Source organism: Arachidicoccus ginsenosidivorans (genome assembly GCF_007971385.1).
Classification (GTDB): Bacteria; Bacteroidota; Bacteroidia; order Chitinophagales; family Chitinophagaceae; genus Arachidicoccus; species Arachidicoccus ginsenosidivorans.
The window spans coordinates 4354087-4375122 of the sequence record NZ_CP042434.1; the positions used below are offsets into that span (position 1 = coordinate 4354087).

General features: G+C 44.0%; 18 protein-coding genes and 1 pseudogene. 13 read left to right on the forward strand and 6 right to left on the reverse strand.

Annotated features, from left to right (window positions below; all coding sequences use genetic code 11):
* Positions 1–30: 30 nt before the first annotated feature.
* Both FSB73_RS17365 and FSB73_RS17370 read left to right on the forward strand, forming a co-directional pair.
* Positions 31–1947, forward strand: a complete 1917-nt coding sequence (locus FSB73_RS17365; protein ID WP_146785070.1) for an ABC-F family ATP-binding cassette domain-containing protein — start codon at positions 31–33, stop codon at positions 1945–1947.
* Between the two features lie 89 nt (positions 1948–2036).
* Positions 2037–3629, forward strand: coding sequence for a peptide chain release factor 3 (locus FSB73_RS17370; protein WP_146785073.1), 1593 nt, complete (start codon positions 2037–2039; stop codon positions 3627–3629).
* A 704-nt stretch (positions 3630–4333) separates the two neighbouring features.
* Here FSB73_RS17370 and FSB73_RS17375 read toward each other — a convergent pair.
* The 4 genes from FSB73_RS17375 to FSB73_RS25415 all read right to left on the reverse strand — a co-directional run bounded on the left by FSB73_RS17375 (position 4334) and on the right by FSB73_RS25415 (position 6848).
* Positions 4334–5026, reverse strand: coding sequence for a glycoside hydrolase family 25 protein (locus FSB73_RS17375; RefSeq protein WP_146785076.1), 693 nt, complete (start codon positions 5024–5026; stop codon positions 4334–4336).
* A 131-nt stretch (positions 5027–5157) separates the two neighbouring features.
* Complete coding sequence (locus FSB73_RS17380) at positions 5158–6336, reverse strand: trans-sulfuration enzyme family protein (RefSeq protein ID WP_146785078.1); 1179 nt, start codon at positions 6334–6336, stop codon at positions 5158–5160.
* 87 nt (positions 6337–6423) lie between these two features.
* The gene (locus FSB73_RS25410; protein ID WP_262712366.1) at positions 6424–6630 is read right to left on the reverse strand and encodes an OsmC family protein; all 207 of its coding nucleotides are present in this window, start codon (positions 6628–6630) and stop codon (positions 6424–6426) included.
* Positions 6627–6848: an OsmC family protein gene (locus FSB73_RS25415; protein WP_225974120.1), complete on the reverse strand. Its 222-nt coding sequence runs from the start codon at positions 6846–6848 to the stop codon at positions 6627–6629. The genes FSB73_RS25410 and FSB73_RS25415 overlap by 4 nt, the downstream gene beginning before the upstream one ends.
* A 191-nt stretch (positions 6849–7039) precedes the next feature.
* Here FSB73_RS25415 and trxA point away from each other — a divergent pair, with 191 nt between their 5' ends.
* Complete coding sequence (trxA, locus tag FSB73_RS17390; protein ID WP_146785081.1) at positions 7040–7357, forward strand: thioredoxin; 318 nt, start codon at positions 7040–7042, stop codon at positions 7355–7357.
* 326 nt (positions 7358–7683) lie between these two features.
* On the opposite strand, the gene FSB73_RS17395 is transcribed toward trxA, so the two are convergent.
* Entirely contained in the window at positions 7684–9114 is a 1431-nt protein-coding gene (locus FSB73_RS17395; RefSeq protein WP_192904074.1) for a hypothetical protein, read from the reverse strand.
* A complete protein-coding gene (locus tag FSB73_RS23520; protein ID WP_192904075.1) occupies positions 9111–9326 on the reverse strand; it encodes a hypothetical protein in 216 nt (71 codons plus the stop codon). Before FSB73_RS23520 ends, FSB73_RS17395 begins: the two co-directional genes overlap by 4 nt.
* Positions 9327–9544: 218 nt before the next feature.
* On the opposite strand from FSB73_RS23520, the gene FSB73_RS17400 reads away from it, so the two are divergent.
* The 10 genes and pseudogenes from FSB73_RS17400 to FSB73_RS17445 all read left to right on the forward strand — a co-directional run bounded on the left by FSB73_RS17400 (position 9545) and on the right by FSB73_RS17445 (position 20987).
* Entirely contained in the window at positions 9545–10693 is a 1149-nt protein-coding gene (locus FSB73_RS17400; protein ID WP_146785084.1) for a 2-isopropylmalate synthase, read from the forward strand.
* 64 nt (positions 10694–10757) lie between these two features.
* Positions 10758–12158 carry a 3-isopropylmalate dehydratase large subunit gene (gene leuC, locus FSB73_RS17405; protein WP_146785087.1) on the forward strand — a complete coding sequence of 467 codons (1401 nt, stop codon included), beginning with the start codon at positions 10758–10760 and terminating at the stop codon, positions 12156–12158.
* Positions 12159–12225: 67 nt separating this feature from the next.
* Positions 12226–12822: a 3-isopropylmalate dehydratase small subunit gene (gene leuD / locus FSB73_RS17410; RefSeq protein ID WP_146785090.1), complete on the forward strand. Its 597-nt coding sequence runs from the start codon at positions 12226–12228 to the stop codon at positions 12820–12822.
* Positions 12823–12860: 38 nt separating this feature from the next.
* Positions 12861–14212: pseudogene (locus FSB73_RS17415) on the forward strand (ATP-binding cassette domain-containing protein); the annotation flags it as partial.
* On the forward strand, positions 14213–14410 hold the full coding sequence (locus tag FSB73_RS26900; RefSeq protein WP_262712367.1) for a hypothetical protein: 198 nt from the start codon (positions 14213–14215) through the stop codon (positions 14408–14410). It begins immediately after the preceding pseudogene.
* A gap of 120 nt (positions 14411–14530) precedes the next feature.
* Positions 14531–15652, forward strand: a complete 1122-nt coding sequence (leuB, locus tag FSB73_RS17425) for a 3-isopropylmalate dehydrogenase (RefSeq protein ID WP_146785099.1) — start codon at positions 14531–14533, stop codon at positions 15650–15652.
* Between the two features lie 526 nt (positions 15653–16178).
* Entirely contained in the window at positions 16179–17885 is a 1707-nt protein-coding gene (gene ilvD, locus FSB73_RS17430; RefSeq protein ID WP_146785102.1) for a dihydroxy-acid dehydratase, read from the forward strand.
* Between the two features lie 40 nt (positions 17886–17925).
* Positions 17926–19665 carry a biosynthetic-type acetolactate synthase large subunit gene (gene ilvB / locus FSB73_RS17435; RefSeq protein ID WP_146785104.1) on the forward strand — a complete coding sequence of 580 codons (1740 nt, stop codon included), beginning with the start codon at positions 17926–17928 and terminating at the stop codon, positions 19663–19665.
* Between the two features lie 107 nt (positions 19666–19772).
* A complete protein-coding gene (gene ilvN, locus FSB73_RS17440) occupies positions 19773–20420 on the forward strand; it encodes an acetolactate synthase small subunit (protein WP_146785107.1) in 648 nt (215 codons plus the stop codon).
* A 33-nt stretch (positions 20421–20453) separates the two neighbouring features.
* Positions 20454–20987 carry a DinB family protein gene (locus FSB73_RS17445; RefSeq protein WP_146785110.1) on the forward strand — a complete coding sequence of 178 codons (534 nt, stop codon included), beginning with the start codon at positions 20454–20456 and terminating at the stop codon, positions 20985–20987.
* The last annotated feature ends 49 nt before the right edge of the window (positions 20988–21036 follow it).

A 21036-nucleotide genomic window follows, 5' to 3' on the forward strand; every position in this document is an offset into this window, starting at 1 on the left:
TTTTACCGGCCCTCTTGTTATCTTTGCAGGATGCATTATTTATCGGCCGAAGGGCTAACAAAGAGTTACGGGATTGTCCCCTTATTTAAAAACATCTCTTTTCATATCAATGAAGGGGATAAAATTGGTTTGATTGCCCGTAACGGTGTGGGTAAGAGTACATTACTTAAAATACTAGCCGGTAAGGAGCCGCCTGACGCAGGGAAGCTCTGGATACACAAGGATGTAAAAGTAGCTTTATTTGAACAACAGCCTGAATTTGATGAAAACGGCTCTATTCTGGATAATGTCCTCCATGAAGCCCATCCTGTCATCCAGGCCATTCGCAGTTATGAGGCTGCAGTGGAGGCTGAGGATGCTGATCAGCTCGCCCGTGCATTTGAATTAATGGATGAAGTGGGCGGTTGGTCCTTTGATGCTAAAGTCGGTCAGATATTTGCCAAACTAAATATAACCCAACACCATCAGAAAGTTTCCACCCTTAGCGGGGGACAGCGCAAAAGAGTGGCACTGGCAAGAACCCTGATTGATATCGGTTTTGAGGCGGGTCACACACTGTTAATGATGGATGAACCGACCAATCATCTGGATGTAGAAATGATTGAATGGTTGGAGCATTACCTGAATCAGGAAAAAGTAACGCTGCTACTAGTTACCCATGACCGCTATTTTCTGGACAGCGTCTGCGATGAGATCTGGGAGCTGGATCGCTCAGATATGCAAGTCTACCGGGGTGACTATCAGTATTATATGGAAGCAAAAGCCGCCCGTATTGAAAGTGAGCAGGCCAGTATTGAAAAGGCGCGCAATACCTATAGAAAAGAATTGGAATGGATGCGTAAGCAACCCAAGGCCAGGACCACCAAAAGTAAATCCAGGCAAGATAATTTTTATAAAGTAGCCGAAAAAGCCAGTCAAAAAATTGAGGATACCCAAATGCAGCTGGAGGCTAAAATGACCCGCCTTGGAGGCAAGGTGGTGGAACTTAAAAAAGTATATAAAAGCTACGGCGATAAAAAGGTCATCCAGGGCTTTGATTATACCTTTACCAAAGGGGAACGTATTGGTATTGTGGGTAAAAATGGTGCCGGCAAGTCTACCCTACTCAACATCATCCAGCAAATAGAAACGGCCGATAGCGGCAAGATCAATATTGGAGAAACGGTGGTATTTGGTAATTTTTCTCAACAAGGCCTGGAAATTAAAGAGAATGTCCGGGTGATTGAATACGTTAAATCCATTGCCGAGAGCTTTCCTTTAGCAGGCGGCGGCGCGCTTTCCGCTGCACAGTTCCTGGAACTATTTTTATTCCCAGGAGATAAACAATACACTTTTATTGAATCGCTCTCTGGTGGAGAGAAAAAAAGACTACAGCTTTTAACGATCCTTTTTAGAAATCCCAACTTTCTGATTCTGGATGAACCCACCAATGATCTGGATCTGCCCACCCTGGCAGTACTGGAAAATTTTCTGATGGATTACCAGGGTTGTATACTCATTGTCTCCCATGACCGGTATTTTATGGACCGGCTGGTGGATCATCTCTTTGTGTTTGAAGGCGCAGGAAATATTCGTGATTTTCCAGGAAACTACTCTCAATACAGAATCTGGCAAAAACAGGAGGAAACCCGGCTTAAACAACAAGGAGAAACCAAAGCTGTTAAAAAACAACCGGCGGAAAATAATGCGCAGCCTGAACAGGACATGCAGGGTAAGAAAGAGTCAGTAGCAAAAAAAGTGTCTTATAAGGAAAAACGCGAATTTGATCAGCTGGAAGCAGAAATAGCAGAACTGGAAACTGAGAAAGCAGGCCTTGAAGAAGCACTCGGAAATGCCAATCTGGCCTTTGAACAGTTGAGTGTTCACAGTAAAAGGATCGCCGAAATCATTGCCTTATTAGAAGAAAAAGAACTTAGGTGGCTGGAAATCAGTGAATTAATGGAGTGATCTGGTCCGCAAAATCCAGGCTTGGTTAAGGGTATTTGCCGCTTTGCAAAAGCAGCAAATACCCTTAACTTTGCCCACTATTTAAAAAGATGAAATACGAAAAAGAAATTAACCGGCGTAAGACATTTGCCATCATCTCCCATCCAGATGCAGGTAAGACGACGCTGACTGAGAAATTCCTGTTATTTGGTGGCGCCATTCAGACTGCCGGCGCCGTTAAAAGCAATAAAATTAAAAAACACGCGACTTCTGACTTTATGGAGATTGAACGCCAGCGTGGAATTTCGGTGGCCACCTCTGTGATGACCTTTGAATACAAAGATTTTTTAATCAACCTGCTGGATACGCCAGGTCACAAAGATTTTGCGGAAGATACCTATCGTACGCTAACGGCCGTTGACAGTGTTGTGCTGGTGGTGGATAGTGTCAATGGTGTGGAAGATCAGACCAGAAGACTCATTGAAGTCTGCCGAATGCGGGATACACCAGTGATCGTATTTATCAATAAGATGGACCGGGATGGTAAGAACCGGTTTGATCTGTTGGAAGAAATTGAAAAAGAACTAAAACTGACCTTACACCCGATGACTTTCCCCATTAACAGTGGTAAGGATTTTAAAGGAGTATATAACCTAAGAGAAAAGAACCTTGTGCTCTTCACCTCAGGGATGAAGGCCGATAGTGAGAGCGTAGTCATTGAAGATCTGGCTGATCCCATTTTGGATAAGAAGCTGGGTCAGGCAGATGCAGATACCCTTCGCGAAGATGTTGAATTAATTGATGGCGTATATGGCCAGTTGGATACCGAGGCCTATCTGGCAGGAGAAGTGGCTCCTGTTTTCTTTGGAAGCGCCGTTAATAACTTTGGTGTGAAAGAAATGCTGGACACTTTTATTGATATAGCGCCAGTGCCACGGGACAGAAATACGACACTCAGGGAAGTGAGTGCTGGTGAAGACAAGTTCAGTGGTTTTGTTTTTAAAATTCATGCCAACCTGGATCCCAAACATCGGGACAGGATTGCCTTTTTAAGGGTATGCAGCGGCCGCTTTGAGCGTAATAAGTATTATAAACACGTCCGTCTTAATAAAGATATACGATTCAGTAACCCTTATAGCTTTATGGCGCGCAGCAAAGATATCATTGAGGACGCTTTTCCAGGTGATGTAGTCGGTTTATTTGATACGGGTAATTTTAAGATTGGTGATACACTGACCGAAGGAGAAAAATTCTATTTTACGGGTATCCCCTCTTTCTCTCCAGAGATCTTTAAGGAACTGGTCAATAAGGATCCAATGAAGACCAAGCAAATGGAAAAAGGAATTGCCCAATTAACTGATGAGGGAGTCGCCCAGCTATTTACCCAATATGGTGGTACGAAAAAGATCATTGGTTGCGTGGGTGATCTGCAGTTTGAGGTGATTCAGTACCGCTTGTTACAGGAATATGGCGCAGCGGTGGAGTTCAGAACACTCCCCTTTTATAAAGCCTGCTGGCTGAGTTCGACAGATCCAAATATACTGGCTGATTTTATGCGATTTAAACAACAAAATACGGGCGAGGATAAAGACGGCAATCCGGTCTATCTGGCCCAAAGTGAATGGTTTCTAAATACGGAGATTACCAATAATCCAGAGATCCATTTTGAATTTTCCAGTGAAGTGATCGGCCAGGAAGTATAAGCCATTGCTTCAGCATTAAAAATAACAATAACCAGCTATGACCTTAGAAATAAATGGCATAGCTGGTTTTTTAGTTGGGTGATGGGGCAAAACATCGTATCGTTCAATGCATGGCGTTTTAAAGGGCGCATATTTTTGTTTGGATTAAAATTGTTTGCCAATTGAAGACTGGAATATTAATAGCCATGAACTAAAAAATGATGCGGTTCATGACTGGCAAAAAAAGATTGTTGAAGAACAAATTAATGCATTTAAAAGCGCTCCTACTTTGTTCATGATTGGGATCAATTTGTTGAAAACGGAATGCGTAGGAATGGATAAATTTAAAATAATTCTTAGCCTAGCATTTTTAAACAAATTGAGGACTTAAAAAAGCGGTATAGTGAAAAAAGTGAAAGATTGCCCAGTATATTTGATGAATATTAAAAAAATGTTGTTGAAAAATTGATTTTACATCCACTTGCACATTTAATTAGGTATGAAATTAATGGAATGGGCAGTCGCATTTCTGATCTGAAGAAGTTTCCTATACCTTACATTATGCTATTGAAAATAATAAGGTTATTATCTTTTCGATTTTCCATAGTAGCATTGATCCCCCAAAATGGACAGCGCATAAGCAATAATTTTATCTTAGGATGAATGCCCCTACCTGATTTTTTTTTGCGCTAAATTAAATAAAGGTTCTATTTGTATATTTCCAATCAATCCATTCTAATCCCCTGAAATTGACTTTTGCTGCCCATAAAAACATTATAATCCACGTACCCGTCTACCCCACTGATTTTGTAATTATTGCTTTTTTGCCAGAAGATGCATTCACAGTCTGGCTTTGACTGGTAGCTGGCGATCCATAACTTATAGTGTCCTGGCAACCTGTCTTTCAGGTATTGGTTATAAAGCATACAGTCCGTATAGATAACCGGGCGTACACCTGTCTCTTTTTCAACAGTCGTCAAAAATGTAGTGACCTCTCTTACAACAGCGCTAACCGAAGGCATGGGTTTGATCCATTCTACATCTAATACAGGTGGAAGATCTCCCTTTTTAAGTTTGGCCGTGTGAATAAAATGCAGCGCCTGGCGGATACCAGGGGAGGTAAATGAGAAAAAATGATAGGCACCGCTTACGATGCCATATTTACGCGCCTGCACTCTGTTATTTTCATAATTGTCATCACCATGTGTGCTTCCCTCCGTGGCCTTAAAATAGATAAAATCAGGTTTCTTTGTGGCCAGGGTTTTCCAGTCGATGCTGCCTTGATGATGAGAGATATCCAGGCCCCAGATGCCATCACCTGAGGATTGTGCATTGCTAAAGAAGGTACCTCCTAAAATAATGGTGATTATCAGGCCAGATCGTAATAAATAAAAAAATGCGGGTCGAGCTCGAGTCATGAATCAACTGTTTTGATGGTAGATCGCCTGCATTAGTACAAAAACCTGCCATGAAAAAAGCATACCTTGTTGGGGTATGCTTTTTTAGTGCTTTCCCTGGACCACTCATCCATATTGGGCTCAAATAGATATTAGATTTTAGCCAGCGCCTGTTCAATATCGTATAGGATATCGTCAGGATGTTCCAGACCAACAGAAATGCGGATCAGCCCCGGGGTAATGCCTACTTTGGCTCTCTCTTCTTCGGTGAGTTTACCATGTGTCGTGCTGGCCGGATGGGAGGCAATACTTCTGGAATCACCCAGGTTAGGTGTGAGCGATAACAGCTCCAGGCTGTCCATGAACTTAGCGCCTGCGGCTATCCCACCTTTGATTTCAAAGCAGACGATACCACCACCGGCTTTCATTTGCTTTTTGGCGATCTCATATTGCGGGTGACTGGGGAGCATTGGATATTTCAACCATTCAATCTGGGGATTCTTTTCCAGTCTTTCTGCCACTTTTAAAGCACTTTCAGAGTGCCTGTTAATGCGGATAGACAGCGTTTCCAGACTTTTGCTTAAGACCCATGCATTAAAGGCAGAAAGCGCCGGTCCGGAGTTGCGACAAAATAAATAGATCTCATGGATCAGTTCTTTTTTACCAACAACTACGCCACCCAGGACCCTGCCCTGGCCGTCCATCCACTTAGTAGCGGAGTGAAGTACGATATCTGCACCAAAATCTACGGGTGTCTGTAATACCGGTGTGGCAAAACAGTTATCTACATTAAAAATAATACCGTGTTTTTTGGTCAGTTTGCCCACTGCCTCCAGATCCACCAGTTCGAGTTGTGGATTGGTGGGTGTTTCCAGATAGACCATTTTGGTATTGGGTTTAATTTCTTTTTCCCAGCAACTGATATCATCAGCGGGTACAAAAGTATATTCAATACCAAATTTATCCAGAAATTTAGTGACGACGGTTACCGTACCACCAAAGATAGAGCGGCAGCAAAGCAGGTGATCTCCTGTTTTCAAAAGCGCCATAAAAGAACTGAATACTGCTGCCATACCGCTGGCTACAGCATACCCAGCTTCGCATTTTTCCATTGCCGCTACTTTTGCTGCAAATTCATCTACGTTAGGGTTGCTGTATCTGCTATAAATATTATCGTCGGTTTCTCCGGCAAAAGCTGCCCGCATATTATCGGCTTTGTCAAAAACAAAGCTGCTGGTAAGATATATGGGGGTAGAATGTTCGTGTTGAGCCGTTGTGGGCGTCTGCAGACGGATCGCCTCGGTCTCAGGGTGTAATTTTCTATTTGACATGTACAATTTAAAATTATGCTATAATGATAGGATAAATAAAGATGATTACTTCCTGTGAGGCTCCTCCAAGTGCCTGGTACAGAAAAATTACTGACCGTTTAAGATCAGTTCATATTTGATGGTGGCACCTGCCGCTCGAAGCGTGGCTGCGACCGAGCAGTACTTATCCAAAGAAAGGTCAATGGCCTTTTTAGCGCTTAGCCTGTCGACATCTCCATCAATACTGAAGGTCATAAAGATTTCTGTCCAAAGGGAAGGCTCCTTTCCAGATTGTCTTTCTCCGTTAACAGTCACCTTATAATCTGTAATTTCTTGCTTTCTTTTTTAAGAATGGAGAGTATGTCAATACTGGCGCAACCTGCCAGGGCATTCAGTAATAACCCCATAGGCCTGGCACCGTAACCAACACCGCCCATTTCTGGTTTGGTGTCCATTTTGGTGATCACACCGCTTTCATCAATGGAATCAAAGGCATAATCGTGACCAGCGCGGATTAATTCTATTTGGGTCATAGTTTATCTATTTGGAGGGCAAAATTAGGTATAAAAGTGACACGGATGTACTGCTTTTATTAAATTTATGCCTTTCTGTCACTCAATTGTTATAATTGTGTCCCCCAAAATGCCAAAAGTGCCTACAATCAGAAATTGGAGTTATCTTTGTATTTCAACCTAGTAATTAATAAAACTTAAATTTAAAAGTTATGGCATTAGAATTTACCGACGCCAACTTCCAAAATGAAGTGATTGCAAACGAAAAATTGACTGTTGTTGATTTTTGGGCAGAATGGTGTGGGCCATGCCGGGCCATCGGACCAGTTGTTGAAGAACTGGCTAAAGAGTATGACGGACAGGTAAAAGTAGGCAAACTCAATGTAGATAATAATCCGGATGTCAGCGTTAAATATGGCATTACTTCCATACCAGCTATCCTCTTTATTAAAAACGGCGAAGTCGTAGACAAACAAATCGGTGCCGTTCCTAAATCCGTTTTGGAACAAAAAATTAAAGCCCATCTTTAATTTAGCTTACCAAGTGGCCTAAAGGCCATCAATAAGTGCACAACCAACAAAAAAGTACAGTATTGATTTACTGTACTTTTTTGTTGGAAGTCACCTTGAATAAAGCCAGAATCACTGCCACCAGAAAAGATTAAAGTTTGCCCCGGCCCAATAAAAAATGGCTGCTAAAACTGGAATTTTAGCATTCTCCCGGAGTTAAATTGTTAAAGTTCTGGTGCTTATACCCTTTCACGGGGTAAAGTTACTGTTGTATAGCACTGGTTAACTGAATTTGGAGGTCATTACGGCTAATCATTGCCAGGTCACAACATACATTGTATCAGGCTTTAACCGCCCTTTTTAGGGAGTTTGTGGAGCGTTTTGGTGTTACTATTACTTCCACTACTACTACTGCTGCCACCAATCGGTTTTAATTTGGACTTTTTGGTCCGCTGATGGGACAAATAGCGCTCTCTGAGTACTTTTTGTACAGGTACACCGCGGATTTTACTGTCCAGCCAGGCCTGGATGTCCAGATACATAAAAGACCTCGTTTCCAGCGAGTTCTTCTCCAGTTTATCCAGTTGTTGCTTTAAGCTTTTGAAGGCTGCAATCATGCGGCCCGGTGCCAGTTTAAAGGATCTTCTAAGGAAGGCAAATACTTGCTCTTCCACCAAATTCAGATTCTTCATATTGGCCATGTAACGATAGACCGATTTTAGTAGGTATTCCAAAAGGTCCATATTGCCCAGTTCGTAATGCGCAATCAGGTGCAGCAACCGGGCATAACATTGCAAATCCGTTCTGAGATCTGATTTCTGATGGATGATTTTATTTAAGTAATCAATGCAGCTACCGTTGTCACCACTGCCAAAATAAAGGCAGGCCATTTTATAGTAGAACACCAGCACACGGTGGGTATCCAGGTGCGCTTTGTACTGCGCCAGTTTATCTTCGATTACGCCAATCAGTTCAATTCCCTTTGTAAAAGTACCTTCCAAAAAATGCCGGTTGATCTCAGCGGTATACAGGTACATAAAGACCTGTATTTTGATATTCACACTGCTTTGGGCAATAGGAGACTGACTAAAATGCTCAAATACGCTGAGCACTTCTACAAATTTATCGTGGTTATTGGTGTCAAAATGAGCACTCAGCAGATTGTGCATGGCTTTAACAAACAAAACGGGTTCGATCTGTTGCATATCTGGCTCCCTTATAAAAAGGTCAAACCATTTTTGGGTATAACGGTAAAACAGCCTGAGGTCCTGCAGGATAAAATGGTACCAGCTATGTGCCTGATAGTAATACATTTTGGCATAAAAAGATAGCTGCGTTACCTGCGTTTCCGGTAAATTAGTCTTAAAAAACAGCTGTACCGCCAGGACATCTTTTTGGTCTCTGGCATGCCCCATCTTGATATACCAGCCATACATCTGTAGGGCCAGATTGGAGAGCTGGTTTTGCGCTGTTATTTTTCCAGTAACCTGATTTACAGCCTCTGAGAGCTGCTCTGCCCGGTCCTGCATGGACCGGGTAACATGCAGGAGCTCTATTTTTTTAGAGAGTTCCAGTGCCAGCAACAGCGAAACATGCTGGTGGTACATGGCTGCCTGTTGCTTTATTTTCTCCAGGGTTTTAAGGCTCTGGATATAAAGCCCTTTACTGTATAGAATACGGGCATGGGCCATTTGCTCATTGAGCCACATTTCCAGGTTGGAGTCGTCTTTAAGTAGTCTAAGCGAGGTCAGGATCTGCCTGGACAGGTGCGCCTTCATATTGGATAGCTGCTGCTTCTTAATGGATTTGTTTTTTTGAGCAGCGCCACCTCATCGTATTCCTCCATTTTATCAAAGGCATCAAACAGCTGGACGATTTTCAGGTCTTCCGCACCGGAGTTTCGCTTGATAAAAAGCTTAAAATGGCGTTTTTCACTCTTTTCCAATGATTTAACCAGTTGGAAAAGCTCGTCATTTCTTCGATTGGGCATAGTAATTATCAATTTATCAAACCCTTGACACACGTGGGTTTAAGCCTTACAAAGCTACGTTTTTCACCGTAGATTCTGTGATAATTTGATTTGATTGTCAAAGAAGGCCTAAATACATTTGAAAAATAAAGAAAAACGATCACAAAAACTTACATTTGTTTGTTTAATGTATATGATTACCACAATACAAACAAATTAATTTAAATAACGCTAAGATTATGTCTGAACACAAAATTGATATTTTCGACACCACCCTCAGAGATGGAGAACAAGTACCTGGTTGCAAACTCAATACTACTGAGAAGGTTAAACTGGCGCTTGAACTTGAACTACTGGGCGTGGATATTATTGAGGCGGGTTTTCCGATCTCCAGCCCGGGTGATTTTCACTCTGTGGAGCAGATCGCAAAGGCCGTTAAAGATGTGACCGTTTGTGGACTTACAAGAGCCGTACAAAAAGATATAGAAGTCGCTGCTGACGCGCTGAAGTTTGCCAACCGTCCCCGTATCCATACAGGGATTGGCTCTTCTGACAATCATATTAAGTATAAATTCAACACTACCCGTGAGAAAATTATTGAACGCGCTACAGCTGCCGTTAAACTGGCCCGCAATCTGGTTCCTGATGTGGAATTTTTTGCAGAGGATGCCGGTAGAGCGGATATCGTGTTTTTGGCGCAGTTAATTGAAGCGGTGATCGCCGCCGGCGCCACAGTTGTCAATATTCCGGATACAACCGGTTTTTGTTTACCGCATCAGTATGCAGAGAAAATTGCCTATTTGGTTAGTAATGTCAAAGGCATTGAAAAGGCCACTATTTCCTGCCATTGCCACAATGACCTGGGGCTGGCGACGGCCAATTCCCTGGCAGGCGTCATTGCCGGCGCGCGCCAGATAGAATGTACGATTAATGGCATCGGTGAAAGAGCCGGTAATACTTCTTTGGAAGAAGTGGCCATGGCCATCAAAAAACATCCGGAACTGGGACTATATACCAATATCGAGAGCACACGTCTTCATGGCTTAAGTAAACAAGTCTCCGATACCATGCGTATGCCGGTGCAACCCAATAAAGCCATTGTGGGTGACAATGCCTTTGCGCACTCCTCTGGTATTCATCAGGATGGCTTCTTAAAAGAAGCCACCACTTATGAGATTATTGATCCCATGGAAGTGGGCGCCGATATCTCTAAAATTGTGCTGACAGCCAGAAGCGGCAGGAGCGCCTTGGCTTTTCGGTTTAAAAAGCTGGGACATGACTTTACCAGAGACCAGGTAGATGTACTCTATGAAAGATTTCTGGCCGTAGCGGACGAGAAAAAAGAAGTCACAGACGAGGATCTGGCTAGTCTGGCCAGCAGCATATAAGCCCCTAAGCACAGATAACGATTCAAATTCTATTCAATATTTTTAAGATTTTTTATTCAGTGATATGAGCAAGAAAACATTATTTGATAAAATCTGGGATACCCATGTTGTAAAACAGATCAAGGATGGTCCTTCCGTTTTATACATTGACCGTCATTTTATCCATGAAGTTACCAGTCCGCAGGCTTTTAAAGGCCTTGAAAAAAGAGGCCTGCCGGTCTTTAGACCCCAGCAGGTTGTCGCCACAGCGGACCACAACGTCCCTACCCTCAATCAGGAACTACCCATTAAAGAAGAACTCAGTCGGATTCAGGTACAGACCCTTAAGGACAACTGCGCCAAATTCGGGATTGAACTCTATGGCCTGGGACATCCCTTTCAGGGCATTGTCCATGTGATCGGACCTGAACTGGGGGTAACCCAGCCGGGTTGTACTTATGTCTGTGGGGACAGCCACACCAGTACACATGGCGCTTTTGGCTCCATTGCCTTTGGTATTGGCACCAGTGAAGTGGAAATGGTACTGGCCACCCAGTGTCTTTTGCAAAGCAAACCTAAACTGATGCGTATCTCCGTAGACGGAGACCTGGGCAAAGGCGTCACTTCTAAAGATATTGTCCTGTATATCCTGGCGCAGATCTCTGCCAGCGGTGCGACAGGATACGCGGTTGAATTTGCCGGCAGCGCGATCCGTGCACTCACGATGGAAGCCCGCATGACAATCTGTAATATGAGTATTGAAATGGGTGCCCGTTGCGGCATGATCGCACCGGACCAGACCACTTTTGACTATGTAAAAGGGCGCAAGTTTGCACCTCAGGGTGCAGACTGGGATAAAAAGCTGGCCGAATGGCAACAGCTGTATTCCGATCAGGACAGTGTTTTTGATAAAGAATATCATTTTAAGGCCGAGGATATCGAACCAATGATTACCTATGGTACCAATCCTGGTATGGGAATTGGCGTTACCGGTCATGTGCCTGAACTCAGTGAGATCAGTCAGCGTGATCAGCCTGCTTTTGAAAAGTCCATACAATATATGGGCCTTAAGGCAGGTGAGCATATTATGGGCCATCCGGTGGATTATGTATTTATCGGTAGTTGTACCAATTCCCGTATTGAAGATCTGCGCCAGGTTGCTGCCTTTGTCAAAGGCAAGCAAAAGGCCGAAGGCGTTACTTGCTGGGTCGTTCCTGGCAGCAAACAGGTAGAAGCCCAGGCAAAGGAGGAAGGCATTGATAAAATCTTGGAAGCCGCAGGCTTTCAGCTGCGCCAACCAGGTTGTAGTGCCTGCCTTGGTATGAATGAGGATAAGATTCCGGCCGGCAAATATTGTATCTCTACTTCCAATAGAAATTTTGAAGGTCGTCAGGGACCAAATGCCCGCACCATGCTGGCAAGTCCACTTATGGCGGCAGCTGCCGCCGTTACCGGTAAGGTATGCGACGTTCGGGAACTGGTGTAAGGCAACCCAACACTGGTTAACCTACCATGGTCATTCAAAATTTTAAAAAAGTATTTAATTATTAGTAATGAGTAAAGCAATTAATCTTATAAAGTCAACGGTGGTTCCTTTGAACCTGGAAAATATTGATACCGATCAGATCATCCCCGCCCGCTTTTTAAAGGCCACCAGCCGGGAAGGATTTGGGGAGAATCTCTTTCGGGACTGGCGTTTTGAAAATAATAATCCTTTAGAGCCTAAAAAGGATTTTGTGTTGAATAACCCGATTTATGCTGGAAAAATCCTTGTGGCAGCCAAGAATTTTGGCTGCGGTTCTTCCAGAGAACATGCGGCCTGGGCGATTAAAGACTACGGTTTTGATGTGGTGGTCAGCAGCTTTTTTGCAGATATTTTTAAAAACAATGCCCTCAATAACTTTTTGGTGCCGGTTACGGTATCTGAAGGTTTTTTGCAGCAGATCTTTACGGCAGTGGAAAAAGACCCCAAAACAGAAATCGCAGTTAGCGTGGCTGATCAGACCATTACCATTTTAGCGACCGGCGAAAAAGAAAGCTTTGAAATTAATCATTATAAAAAAGACTGTTTACTAAACGGTTTTGATGATATTGATTACCTGCTCAATATGCGGGGCGAAATCACCGCCTATGAACAGCAGCTGGGATAGCATAATGCGTACAAATAAACAGTAATGCAGCAATTATCGTGAATACATCAACAATCATATTAGAAAATGTAAAGCTGTCAAGACCGGGTGGATTTTGTATAAATGAGCTCAGTTTTGAATTGCCCAAGGGCGCCCATCTGGTGATTACCGGACCTTCTGGATCTGGCAAGACCAGTCTGGGGATGGCCCTTGCCGGCAAACTGTTTATCACCGGACGAGTGGATATCCAGCCGGTAATTCTACCATCCCTGCAAGGGGCCGTGCCGCAAACAACTGGTAAAAATGTCCAGATGGTGGACCAGCGTTATACCATCAAAAACCGCAGCAATACGGTGGACGGCTATTACCAACAACGCTATAACAGCCTGGATAATGAGGACGCCTATAGCGTAATGGAAGAGTTGCTGCAAGTTATTCGTCCTGGAGCGCGTCAGGATCCTAAAGCGCTTATTGAGCAGCATCTGGCCGCTTTTAATATTGGCTATCTGGCAGATAAAACCTTGCTGACACTCTCCAGTGGAGAACACAAACGGTTTCAGCTGGTTAAAATGCTATTAAACCCGGCGCCTATTGTTATTTTGGATGAACCTTTTGTGGGCCTTGACGTAGCGGCAAGAGCAGCTTTAAATCAACTGCTGGTGCAGTTGACCCAAAAAGGTATTCAACTCATTACGCTGACAGGGGCAAGAAGTCATTTTCCAGAGGTGGCCACCCACGTACTGGAATTGCAGGCGGGTAAATCAACTTATTTTGGTCCGTTAGCCACTTATCAGGCGAGTTTTCATCCTACAGCTGAGCGCTATGACCTTACCGGATTAAATCTTAAGCGAATAAAAAGTCAGGCTGACAGTATTATAAAAATGGTTAACCTGCATATCAGTTATGCAGATAAATTGATCTTTGATCAGCTGAACTGGACGGTAAAAGCTGGGGAGCGTTGGCTCCTCAAAGGACCGAATGGTGCGGGCAAATCTACTTTGCTTAGTTTGATCTATGGCGATAACCCCAGGGCCTATGCCAGTGAGATCTACTTATTTGGTAAAAAAAGAGGCACCGGGGAAAGTATTTGGGATATTAAAAAGCAGATGGGATTTGTATCCCCTGAGCTGCATGCTTATTTTGATAAAAACATCACCTGTTTTTCGGTAGTTGCCAGCGGTTATTTTGATACCATGGGACTCTACCGCAAACTAAGCGATGAGCAATACGTCCAGATTAACAAGTGGTTAGATACCCTTGGCCTTCAATTAATCAAAGAGAAAAACTCTCTGAGATATCTACTGGCCAGCAAAGACTTATGCTGCTGCTGCGTGCTTTTATCAAAAATCCACCGCTGCTCATACTGGATGAACCTTGTCAGGGACTAGATCAGTGGCAGACAGAGGCTTTTGTGAAACTCGTGGAAGATTACTCGGAGCAAACAGGCGCCACACTGATCTATATCAGTCATTACGCCAGCGAAATTCCGGCGGTGGTTACTAAAGTGCTGGAACTTACTGGTGATGGCCGGGGCGGTTACCTGACATATAATGCGCAAAATAATGAACCACTTAAAAAGAAGCTGGAAGTCTGCAATGCATCACCCTAGCCGTAGTAGAAATGATCCCTGATAGGACAGCTAAAAAGAGCAGCAAGTATTAGTGGATTAAATTGACGTAGAAAGAAGCAAATGATTGAAACAATAGAACAGATTTAAAATAAAAAAGTAATGAAAAAGAGTATTACGGTCATCTTAGGTGATGGTATCGGACCAGAGGTTACAGAGCAATCCATCAAAATTTTAAATGCGGTCGGCGAACAGTTCGGCCATGAATTTACGTATGACTACCAATTAATGGGTGCCGTAGCCATCGATGAAACTGGTAATCCCCTGCCTGATGCGACGATAGAATCGGCACTCAAAACAGATGCTGTGCTATTTGGGGCCATTGGTCATCCTAAATATGATAACGATCCTTCCGCTAAAGTCCGTCCTGAACAAGGGCTGTTAAAGCTGCGTAGTTCCCTGCAGCTATTTGCCAATATTCGCCCGGTAATCACCTACCCTGCCCTGAGTCATTTGTCGCCTTTAAAGCCAGAGAAAATGGAAGGCGTGGACTTTGTAATTTTCAGAGAGTTGACCGGCGGTATTTATTTTGGTGAAAAGAAAATTAATGAAGAGAAAACCGAAGCATCAGACCTTTGTAGCTATACCCGCCCGGAAATAGAAAGAATCGCCCATCTGGCCTTCCAGTACGCCGCAAGGCCTGAACGCCGAAAAAAACTGACCCTGGTTGACAAGGCCAATGTACTGGAAACCTCTCGTCTGTGGCGTAAAGTTGTACAGGATATCGCACCATCTTATCCGGATATTGCTGTTGATTATATGTTTGTAGACAATGCAGCCATGCAGATCATTGTCAATCCAAAACAATTTGATGTTGTTCTTACAGAGAATATGTTTGGGGATATTATCAGCGATGAGTCCAGTGTGCTGAGTGGTTCACTGGGATTATTGCCTTCCTCTTCTGTGGGCACCGGCACCGTATTGTTTGAACCCATTCACGGTTCTTATCCGCAGGCAGCTGGTAAAGATATCGCCAATCCGATTGGGTCCATTTTAAGTGCTGCTATGATGCTGGAGCATTTTCAGATGAATGAAGAAGCGGCGCTCGTTAGAAAGGCGGTGGCCTGGACCCTGGCCCAAGGTTTTGTCAGTCAGGATATTGACAACGTCAATAATTATGGCACCAGTGTGATCGGGGATCTGATAAAAGATTTTATTGAGCAAAAAATCCCGGCTGATGTCAATAAAAAATCTGTAGAACTGGGTAAATCAACCATTATTTAAAGTGTTTTTCTTTAAAGGGTTATAAGGCTGATCAAAATATTTTTTTCAGCTATTGTTCTTTGTTTAATATTTTTTTCTACATTTGTTTTCGCTGAGAGAAAATGCAGCGCATTCTATTAAATGAAAACAAGTGTAAAAAATATAATCCCTGTAGTGGTCATTATTACTTTGGTGGTCATTATTTCTTCAATTCGAGGGAGTGGATTTGTTTTGTAGTATACACACAAAATAATTTAATCAGCACCACTTCCCAGATCAGGAAGTGGTGCTTTCGTTTTAGACCTGCTTGATTGTATTTGTGGAGGAAGAGCAAGTGTAGAGCGAGTATAGCGGAAGTATAGCGGAAGTGTATAGAAGACGTGTATAGAAGACGTGTGAAGCAATGATCGAAATAAGAGGACCCATAAAACGGGGGCTATTTTAAAAAACAAAAGCAACAGGACAAAAGATAAACTGATATATAATATTTAGGTTGATAAAAAGCAAAAAGACTATTCAAATTGTTCATTAAATAACAAGCAAAAAAATGGAATCAAATCTCAATAAATATTCGAGAAATTTAACCCAGGATGAAACCCAGCCAGGTGCACAGGCTATGTATTATGCCTTGGGCATGACGGATGAAGATCTTAAAAAGGCCCAGGTAGGGATCGCTGCTATGGGCTGGGATGGCAATCCTTGTAATATGCATTTAAATGACCTGGCCACTGAGGTCAAAGCGAGCGTCAATGAAACAGGGCTTGTTGGGCTTAGGTTTTATACAATTGGTGTCAGTGACGGGATGGCCAATGGTACAGACGGTATGCGTTATAGTCTGGTTAGCCGGGATGTTATCGCAGACAGTATTGAGACCAATGCAGGAGCGCAGTATTATGACGGGTTGATTACCATCCCCGGATGTGATAAAAATATGCCGGGTTCCATCATGGCCATGGCCAGACTTAACCGTCCTTCACTGATGCTCTATGGTGGAACCATTGCACCGGGGCATTATAAAGGCGAGGATTTAAATATCGTCTCTGCCTTTGAGGCCCTGGGGCAGAAAATAGCCGGTAACCTGGATGAAGCTGATTTTAAAGGGATCGTGCAACATGCCTGTCCGGGCGCAGGTGCCTGTGGTGGAATGTATACGGCCAATACCATGGCCAGTGCCATTGAGGCATTAGGGATGAGTCTACCTTACTCTTCCTCCAATCCAGCCTTAAGTGAAGAAAAACAAAAGGAATGTAAAGCAGCAGGTGCCGCTATTAAAGTACTGTTAGAAAGAGATATCAAGCCATCGGACATCATGACCCGTAAGGCTTTTGAAAATGCCATGACTGTTATTATGGCCCTGGGCGGAAGCACCAATGCCGTCCTGCATATGATTGCCATTGCCAGAACAGCCAAAGTGCCACTATCGCAAGATGATTTTCAAATGATCAGCGATAAGGTTCCGATGCTGGCAGACTTTAAACCTAGCGGAAAGTACCTGATGGAAGACTTGCATAAGTATGGCGGTACGCCGGCGGTCATGAAGTACTTATTATCAAAAGGCTTAATTCACGGGGATTGTCTAACTGTTACAGGTAAAACTATTGCCGAGAACCTGGCAGATGCGCCGGATCTGGATTTTGATAAACAAGATATTGTTCATTCGCTGGAAAATCCAATCAAAGCCACCGGTCACTTACAGATTTTGTACGGTAACCTGGCCGAAGATGGCAGTGTGGCTAAAATTACCGGAAAGGAAGGAGAAAGATTTGAAGGAACAGCCAGGGTATTTGATGGTGAAGCCCATCTGATCGAAGGGCTGGCCTCTAAAAGAGTGCATCCGGGCGATGTTGTCGTGATTCGCTACAGCGGGCCAGTTGGTGCACCGGGTATGCCGGAAATGCTCAAACCAACCGGTGCGATTATTGGTGCAGGCCTGGGTAAAACCGTGGCGCTGATAACTGACGGTCGTTTCAGTGGGGGTACCCACGGTTTTGTGGTGGGACATATCACGCCAGAAGCCCACAAAGGTGGTTTGATTGCCCTGGTTGAAGATGATGATATCATTGAAATTGATGCAGTCAACAACAAATTAGAATTAAAAGTTTCTGAAGAGGAAATTGCCCGTCGCCGCAGCCTGTGGAAACAACCGCCATTAAAAGTAAGTTCCGGTGTATTGTATAAATATGCCAATACAGTGGCCTCTGCAGCATACGGCTGTGTAACGGATGAACTTCCAGAAGATTTAAAAAGGCAATAATTACAATCAAATCATTTTACCATAAATAAAAAGTATTAAAATGGATACGCTTGAAGTTAAAGAAGCCGCCGAGCCCCAGACGGAAAAATCCAGATCACTTACCGGTAGTCAGGCACTACTGGAAGGGTTACTGATAGAAGGGGTAACTACCATCTTTGGCTATCCGGGAGGGGCGATCATGCCCATCTACGACGCCTTGTATGATTATCATGATAAACTGGAGCACATCCTGGTGCGCCATGAACAGGGCGGCATTCATGCAGCCCAGGGATATGCCCGAAGTTCTGGTAAAGTAGGCGTCGTCTTTGCAACAAGCGGTCCTGGTGCCACCAACCTGATTACCGGCGTTGCCGATGCAATGATTGATAGTACACCACTCGTATGTATTACCGGTCAGGTATTTGCACACCTGTTGGGCACCGATGCTTTTCAGGAAACAGACGTAGTTAATATTACAGCGCCAGTTACCAAATGGAATTATCAGATAACCGATGCCACGGAAATTCCCGGGGTACTGGCCAAGGCCTTTCATATTGCCAGAACCGGCAGGCCTGGTCCGGTGCTGATTGATATTACCAAAAATGCACAGCTGCAAAAATTTGATTTTACAGGCTATACACCTTGTGAGCATATCCGCAGTTACCGCCCGGCGCCCAAAGTGCGTAAATCTTACGTCGAACAAGCAGCAAAGCTTATCAATGAGGCTAAAAAGCCTTTTGTGATCTTTGGGCAGGGCGTGATATTAGGGGCGGCAGAAAAAGAATTTAAAGCTTTTATTGAAAAGGCGGGTCTGCCTTCGGCCTGGACAATCTTAGGAGAAAGTGCTGTAGAAACGACCCATCCGCTAAATGTGGGTATGTTAGGCATGCATGGCAACTACGCCCCAAATGTAATGACCAACGATTGCGATGTACTGATCGCCGTGGGTATGCGTTTCGATGACCGGGTAACAGGCCGCCTGGATAAATATGCCAAACAGGCAAAGATCATTCACCTGGATATCGATCCGGCAGAAATTGGTAAAAACGTTCCGGTTACAGTTCCTGTTTGGGGGGACTGTAAAGAGACCCTGCCTATGCTGACCGCATTAGTGGAGCAAAAAGAACACAAAGAGTGGCTGGAAAAATTCCGTGAACTCGAAAGGGAGGAAATCAAAGAAGTCATCGAGCCCGAACTCAACCCAACCGGAGAGGTCTTGTCCATGGGCGAAGTAATTAAAATACTCAATGAACTAACCGGTGGTGAGGCAATTATCGTAACGGACGTTGGACAGCATCAGATGGTGGCCTGCAGGTATGCGGATTTTAAGAAGACCCGCAGTAATATTACTTCCGGCGGGCTGGGCACAATGGGCTTCGGTCTTCCGGCAGCCATCGGTGCTAAATACGGTGCACCCGACAGAACCGTTGTCGCTATTTGCGGAGATGGAGGACTACAGATGACGATTCAGGAGTTTGGTACCATTATGCAATTTGGTGCGGCCGTTAAAACCCTGATTTTAAACAATCATTTTCTGGGAATGGTGCGCCAGTGGCAGCAACTCTTTAACGACAAACGCTATTCTTTTGTCAATATCACTTCACCAGACTTTATCAAGGTAGCTGAAGGATATGGCATCCCGGGCAAAAGCATTGATCAGCGCGCAGATCTGCGCTCTGCACTCAAAGAAATGCTGGATCATGACGGTGCTTATGTACTGGAAGTGATGGTGGGTAAAGAAAACAATGTATTTCCGATGGTGCCTCAGGGATGTAGCGTCAGTGAAATCCGCCTTAAATAGCACACAGACAGAAAGAGAGAGACACAAAGCGTTTTGTCAAATTAGTTAAGTTGTAATGTTACCCGGTAAGTCCATCAACACGTCTTACCGGGGTTAAAAAGAAAACAATGAAAAATCAAGCATCCGTATTATATGCACCTGCTGCTGATAGCAGCAGTGCCCCTCATCAGAAAAAAGAATTTACAATTTCTGTGTTCACGGAAAACCAGATCGGGCTGCTCAGCCGCATTGCGATCATGTTTTCCAGACGTAAAATCAATGTAGAGAGCTTAAACGTCTCTCCTACAGAGATTGAGGGCATCTCCCGTTTTACCATCGTTATAGCGGAGGTGGAGGAAGTGGTCAGCAAGCTCAATCGCCAGATAGAAAAACAGGTAGAAGTGCTCAAATCCTATTACAATGTCAATGAGGACATTGTCTGGCAGGAACTGGCCATGTACAAAGTACCGACCAGTGTGATCTCTGAGAAAGCCAAAGTAGAACGGCTGCTCAGAGAATATGGGGCCCAGGCTGTGGCTATCCGAAGCGATTATACCGTTTTTGAAACGGTGGGGCACAGAGAGGAAACCGATGGACTGCTCAATGCCTTGGCACCTTATGGTCTGATTGAGTTTGTCCGTAGTGCCCGGGTGGCCATTATTAAAGACAGTGAAGGGTTCCATGCTAAATTAAAAGAATTTGAGCAGCATGAACCTTCTCAAGAAGTTATTGAAAATGAGTTTCTTGATAAAAGGGACGAAGTATTTACCATGTAGCCCTAATGAGGTTACGATAAAAAACAATCAATCATGCAAACAGCCGCTGAGATCAGTTTAGCTTATTTACGCAGATCCAGGACACTTTTTCTAGGGATGATAGAGGACCTTTCCTTAGAACAGCTAAATGAGGTGCCGGAAGGCTTTAACAATAATATTATCTGGAATATGGGTCATATTCTGGTAAGTACACTGGGACTTTGTTATATTCGCAGTCAGGTAAAGCCGGCGCTTACCCTACCCTTCCCGGGACGCTTTGGCAAAGGAACACGTCCAGAGGTAAACGCTACTTTGGAAGAAGTAGCCGAGATTAAAAAGCTGCTGGTAACCAGTCTGGATCAAATTGAGGCGGACATCCAGGCAGGGGTCTTTACGAAATGGCAGACCTGCTCCACGGATACCTATCAGATTCCGATGGACAGTGTGGAAAATACACTGGTATGCTGCCTGGCCCATGAGAATCTTCATTTGGGGATTGCCAGGGCACAAAAGGCAGTATTGAAGCAGGCTGAGGCAGTAAAAAGCGCTAAAATGCAAGGTCCTGAAGTCGCTTTAAATTCGATTTAAATTGAGTGGATTTTGTCTGGCTGGACATCGCTAAGATTTGCGAAGACAG

Bases quoted from the DNA above. Each gene is read 5' to 3' on its own strand.
- FSB73_RS17375 (WP_146785076.1), bottom strand. From the start codon at position 5,026: ATGACTCGAGCTCGACCCGCATTTTTTTATTTATTACGATCTGGCCTG.
- FSB73_RS25415 (WP_225974120.1), bottom strand. From the start codon at position 6,848: ATGACCCAAATAGAATTAATCCGCGCTGGTCACGATTATGCCTTTGAT.
- leuD (WP_146785090.1), top strand. From the start codon at position 12,226: ATGAGTAAAGCAATTAATCTTATAAAGTCAACGGTGGTTCCTTTGAAC.
- FSB73_RS17365 (WP_146785070.1), top strand. From the start codon at position 31: ATGCATTATTTATCGGCCGAAGGGCTAACAAAGAGTTACGGGATTGTC.
- ilvB (WP_146785104.1), top strand. From the start codon at position 17,926: ATGGATACGCTTGAAGTTAAAGAAGCCGCCGAGCCCCAGACGGAAAAA.
- FSB73_RS17370 (WP_146785073.1), top strand. From the start codon at position 2,037: ATGAAATACGAAAAAGAAATTAACCGGCGTAAGACATTTGCCATCATC.
- FSB73_RS17400 (WP_146785084.1), top strand. From the start codon at position 9,545: ATGTCTGAACACAAAATTGATATTTTCGACACCACCCTCAGAGATGGA.
- trxA (WP_146785081.1), top strand. From the start codon at position 7,040: ATGGCATTAGAATTTACCGACGCCAACTTCCAAAATGAAGTGATTGCA.
- ilvN (WP_146785107.1), top strand. From the start codon at position 19,773: ATGAAAAATCAAGCATCCGTATTATATGCACCTGCTGCTGATAGCAGC.
- ilvD (WP_146785102.1), top strand. From the start codon at position 16,179: ATGGAATCAAATCTCAATAAATATTCGAGAAATTTAACCCAGGATGAA.
- leuC (WP_146785087.1), top strand. From the start codon at position 10,758: ATGAGCAAGAAAACATTATTTGATAAAATCTGGGATACCCATGTTGTA.
- leuB (WP_146785099.1), top strand. From the start codon at position 14,531: ATGAAAAAGAGTATTACGGTCATCTTAGGTGATGGTATCGGACCAGAG.
- FSB73_RS17445 (WP_146785110.1), top strand. From the start codon at position 20,454: ATGCAAACAGCCGCTGAGATCAGTTTAGCTTATTTACGCAGATCCAGG.
- FSB73_RS17380 (WP_146785078.1), bottom strand. From the start codon at position 6,336: ATGTCAAATAGAAAATTACACCCTGAGACCGAGGCGATCCGTCTGCAG.
- FSB73_RS23520 (WP_192904075.1), bottom strand. From the start codon at position 9,326: ATGCCCAATCGAAGAAATGACGAGCTTTTCCAACTGGTTAAATCATTG.
- FSB73_RS17395 (WP_192904074.1), bottom strand. From the start codon at position 9,114: ATGAAGGCGCACCTGTCCAGGCAGATCCTGACCTCGCTTAGACTACTT.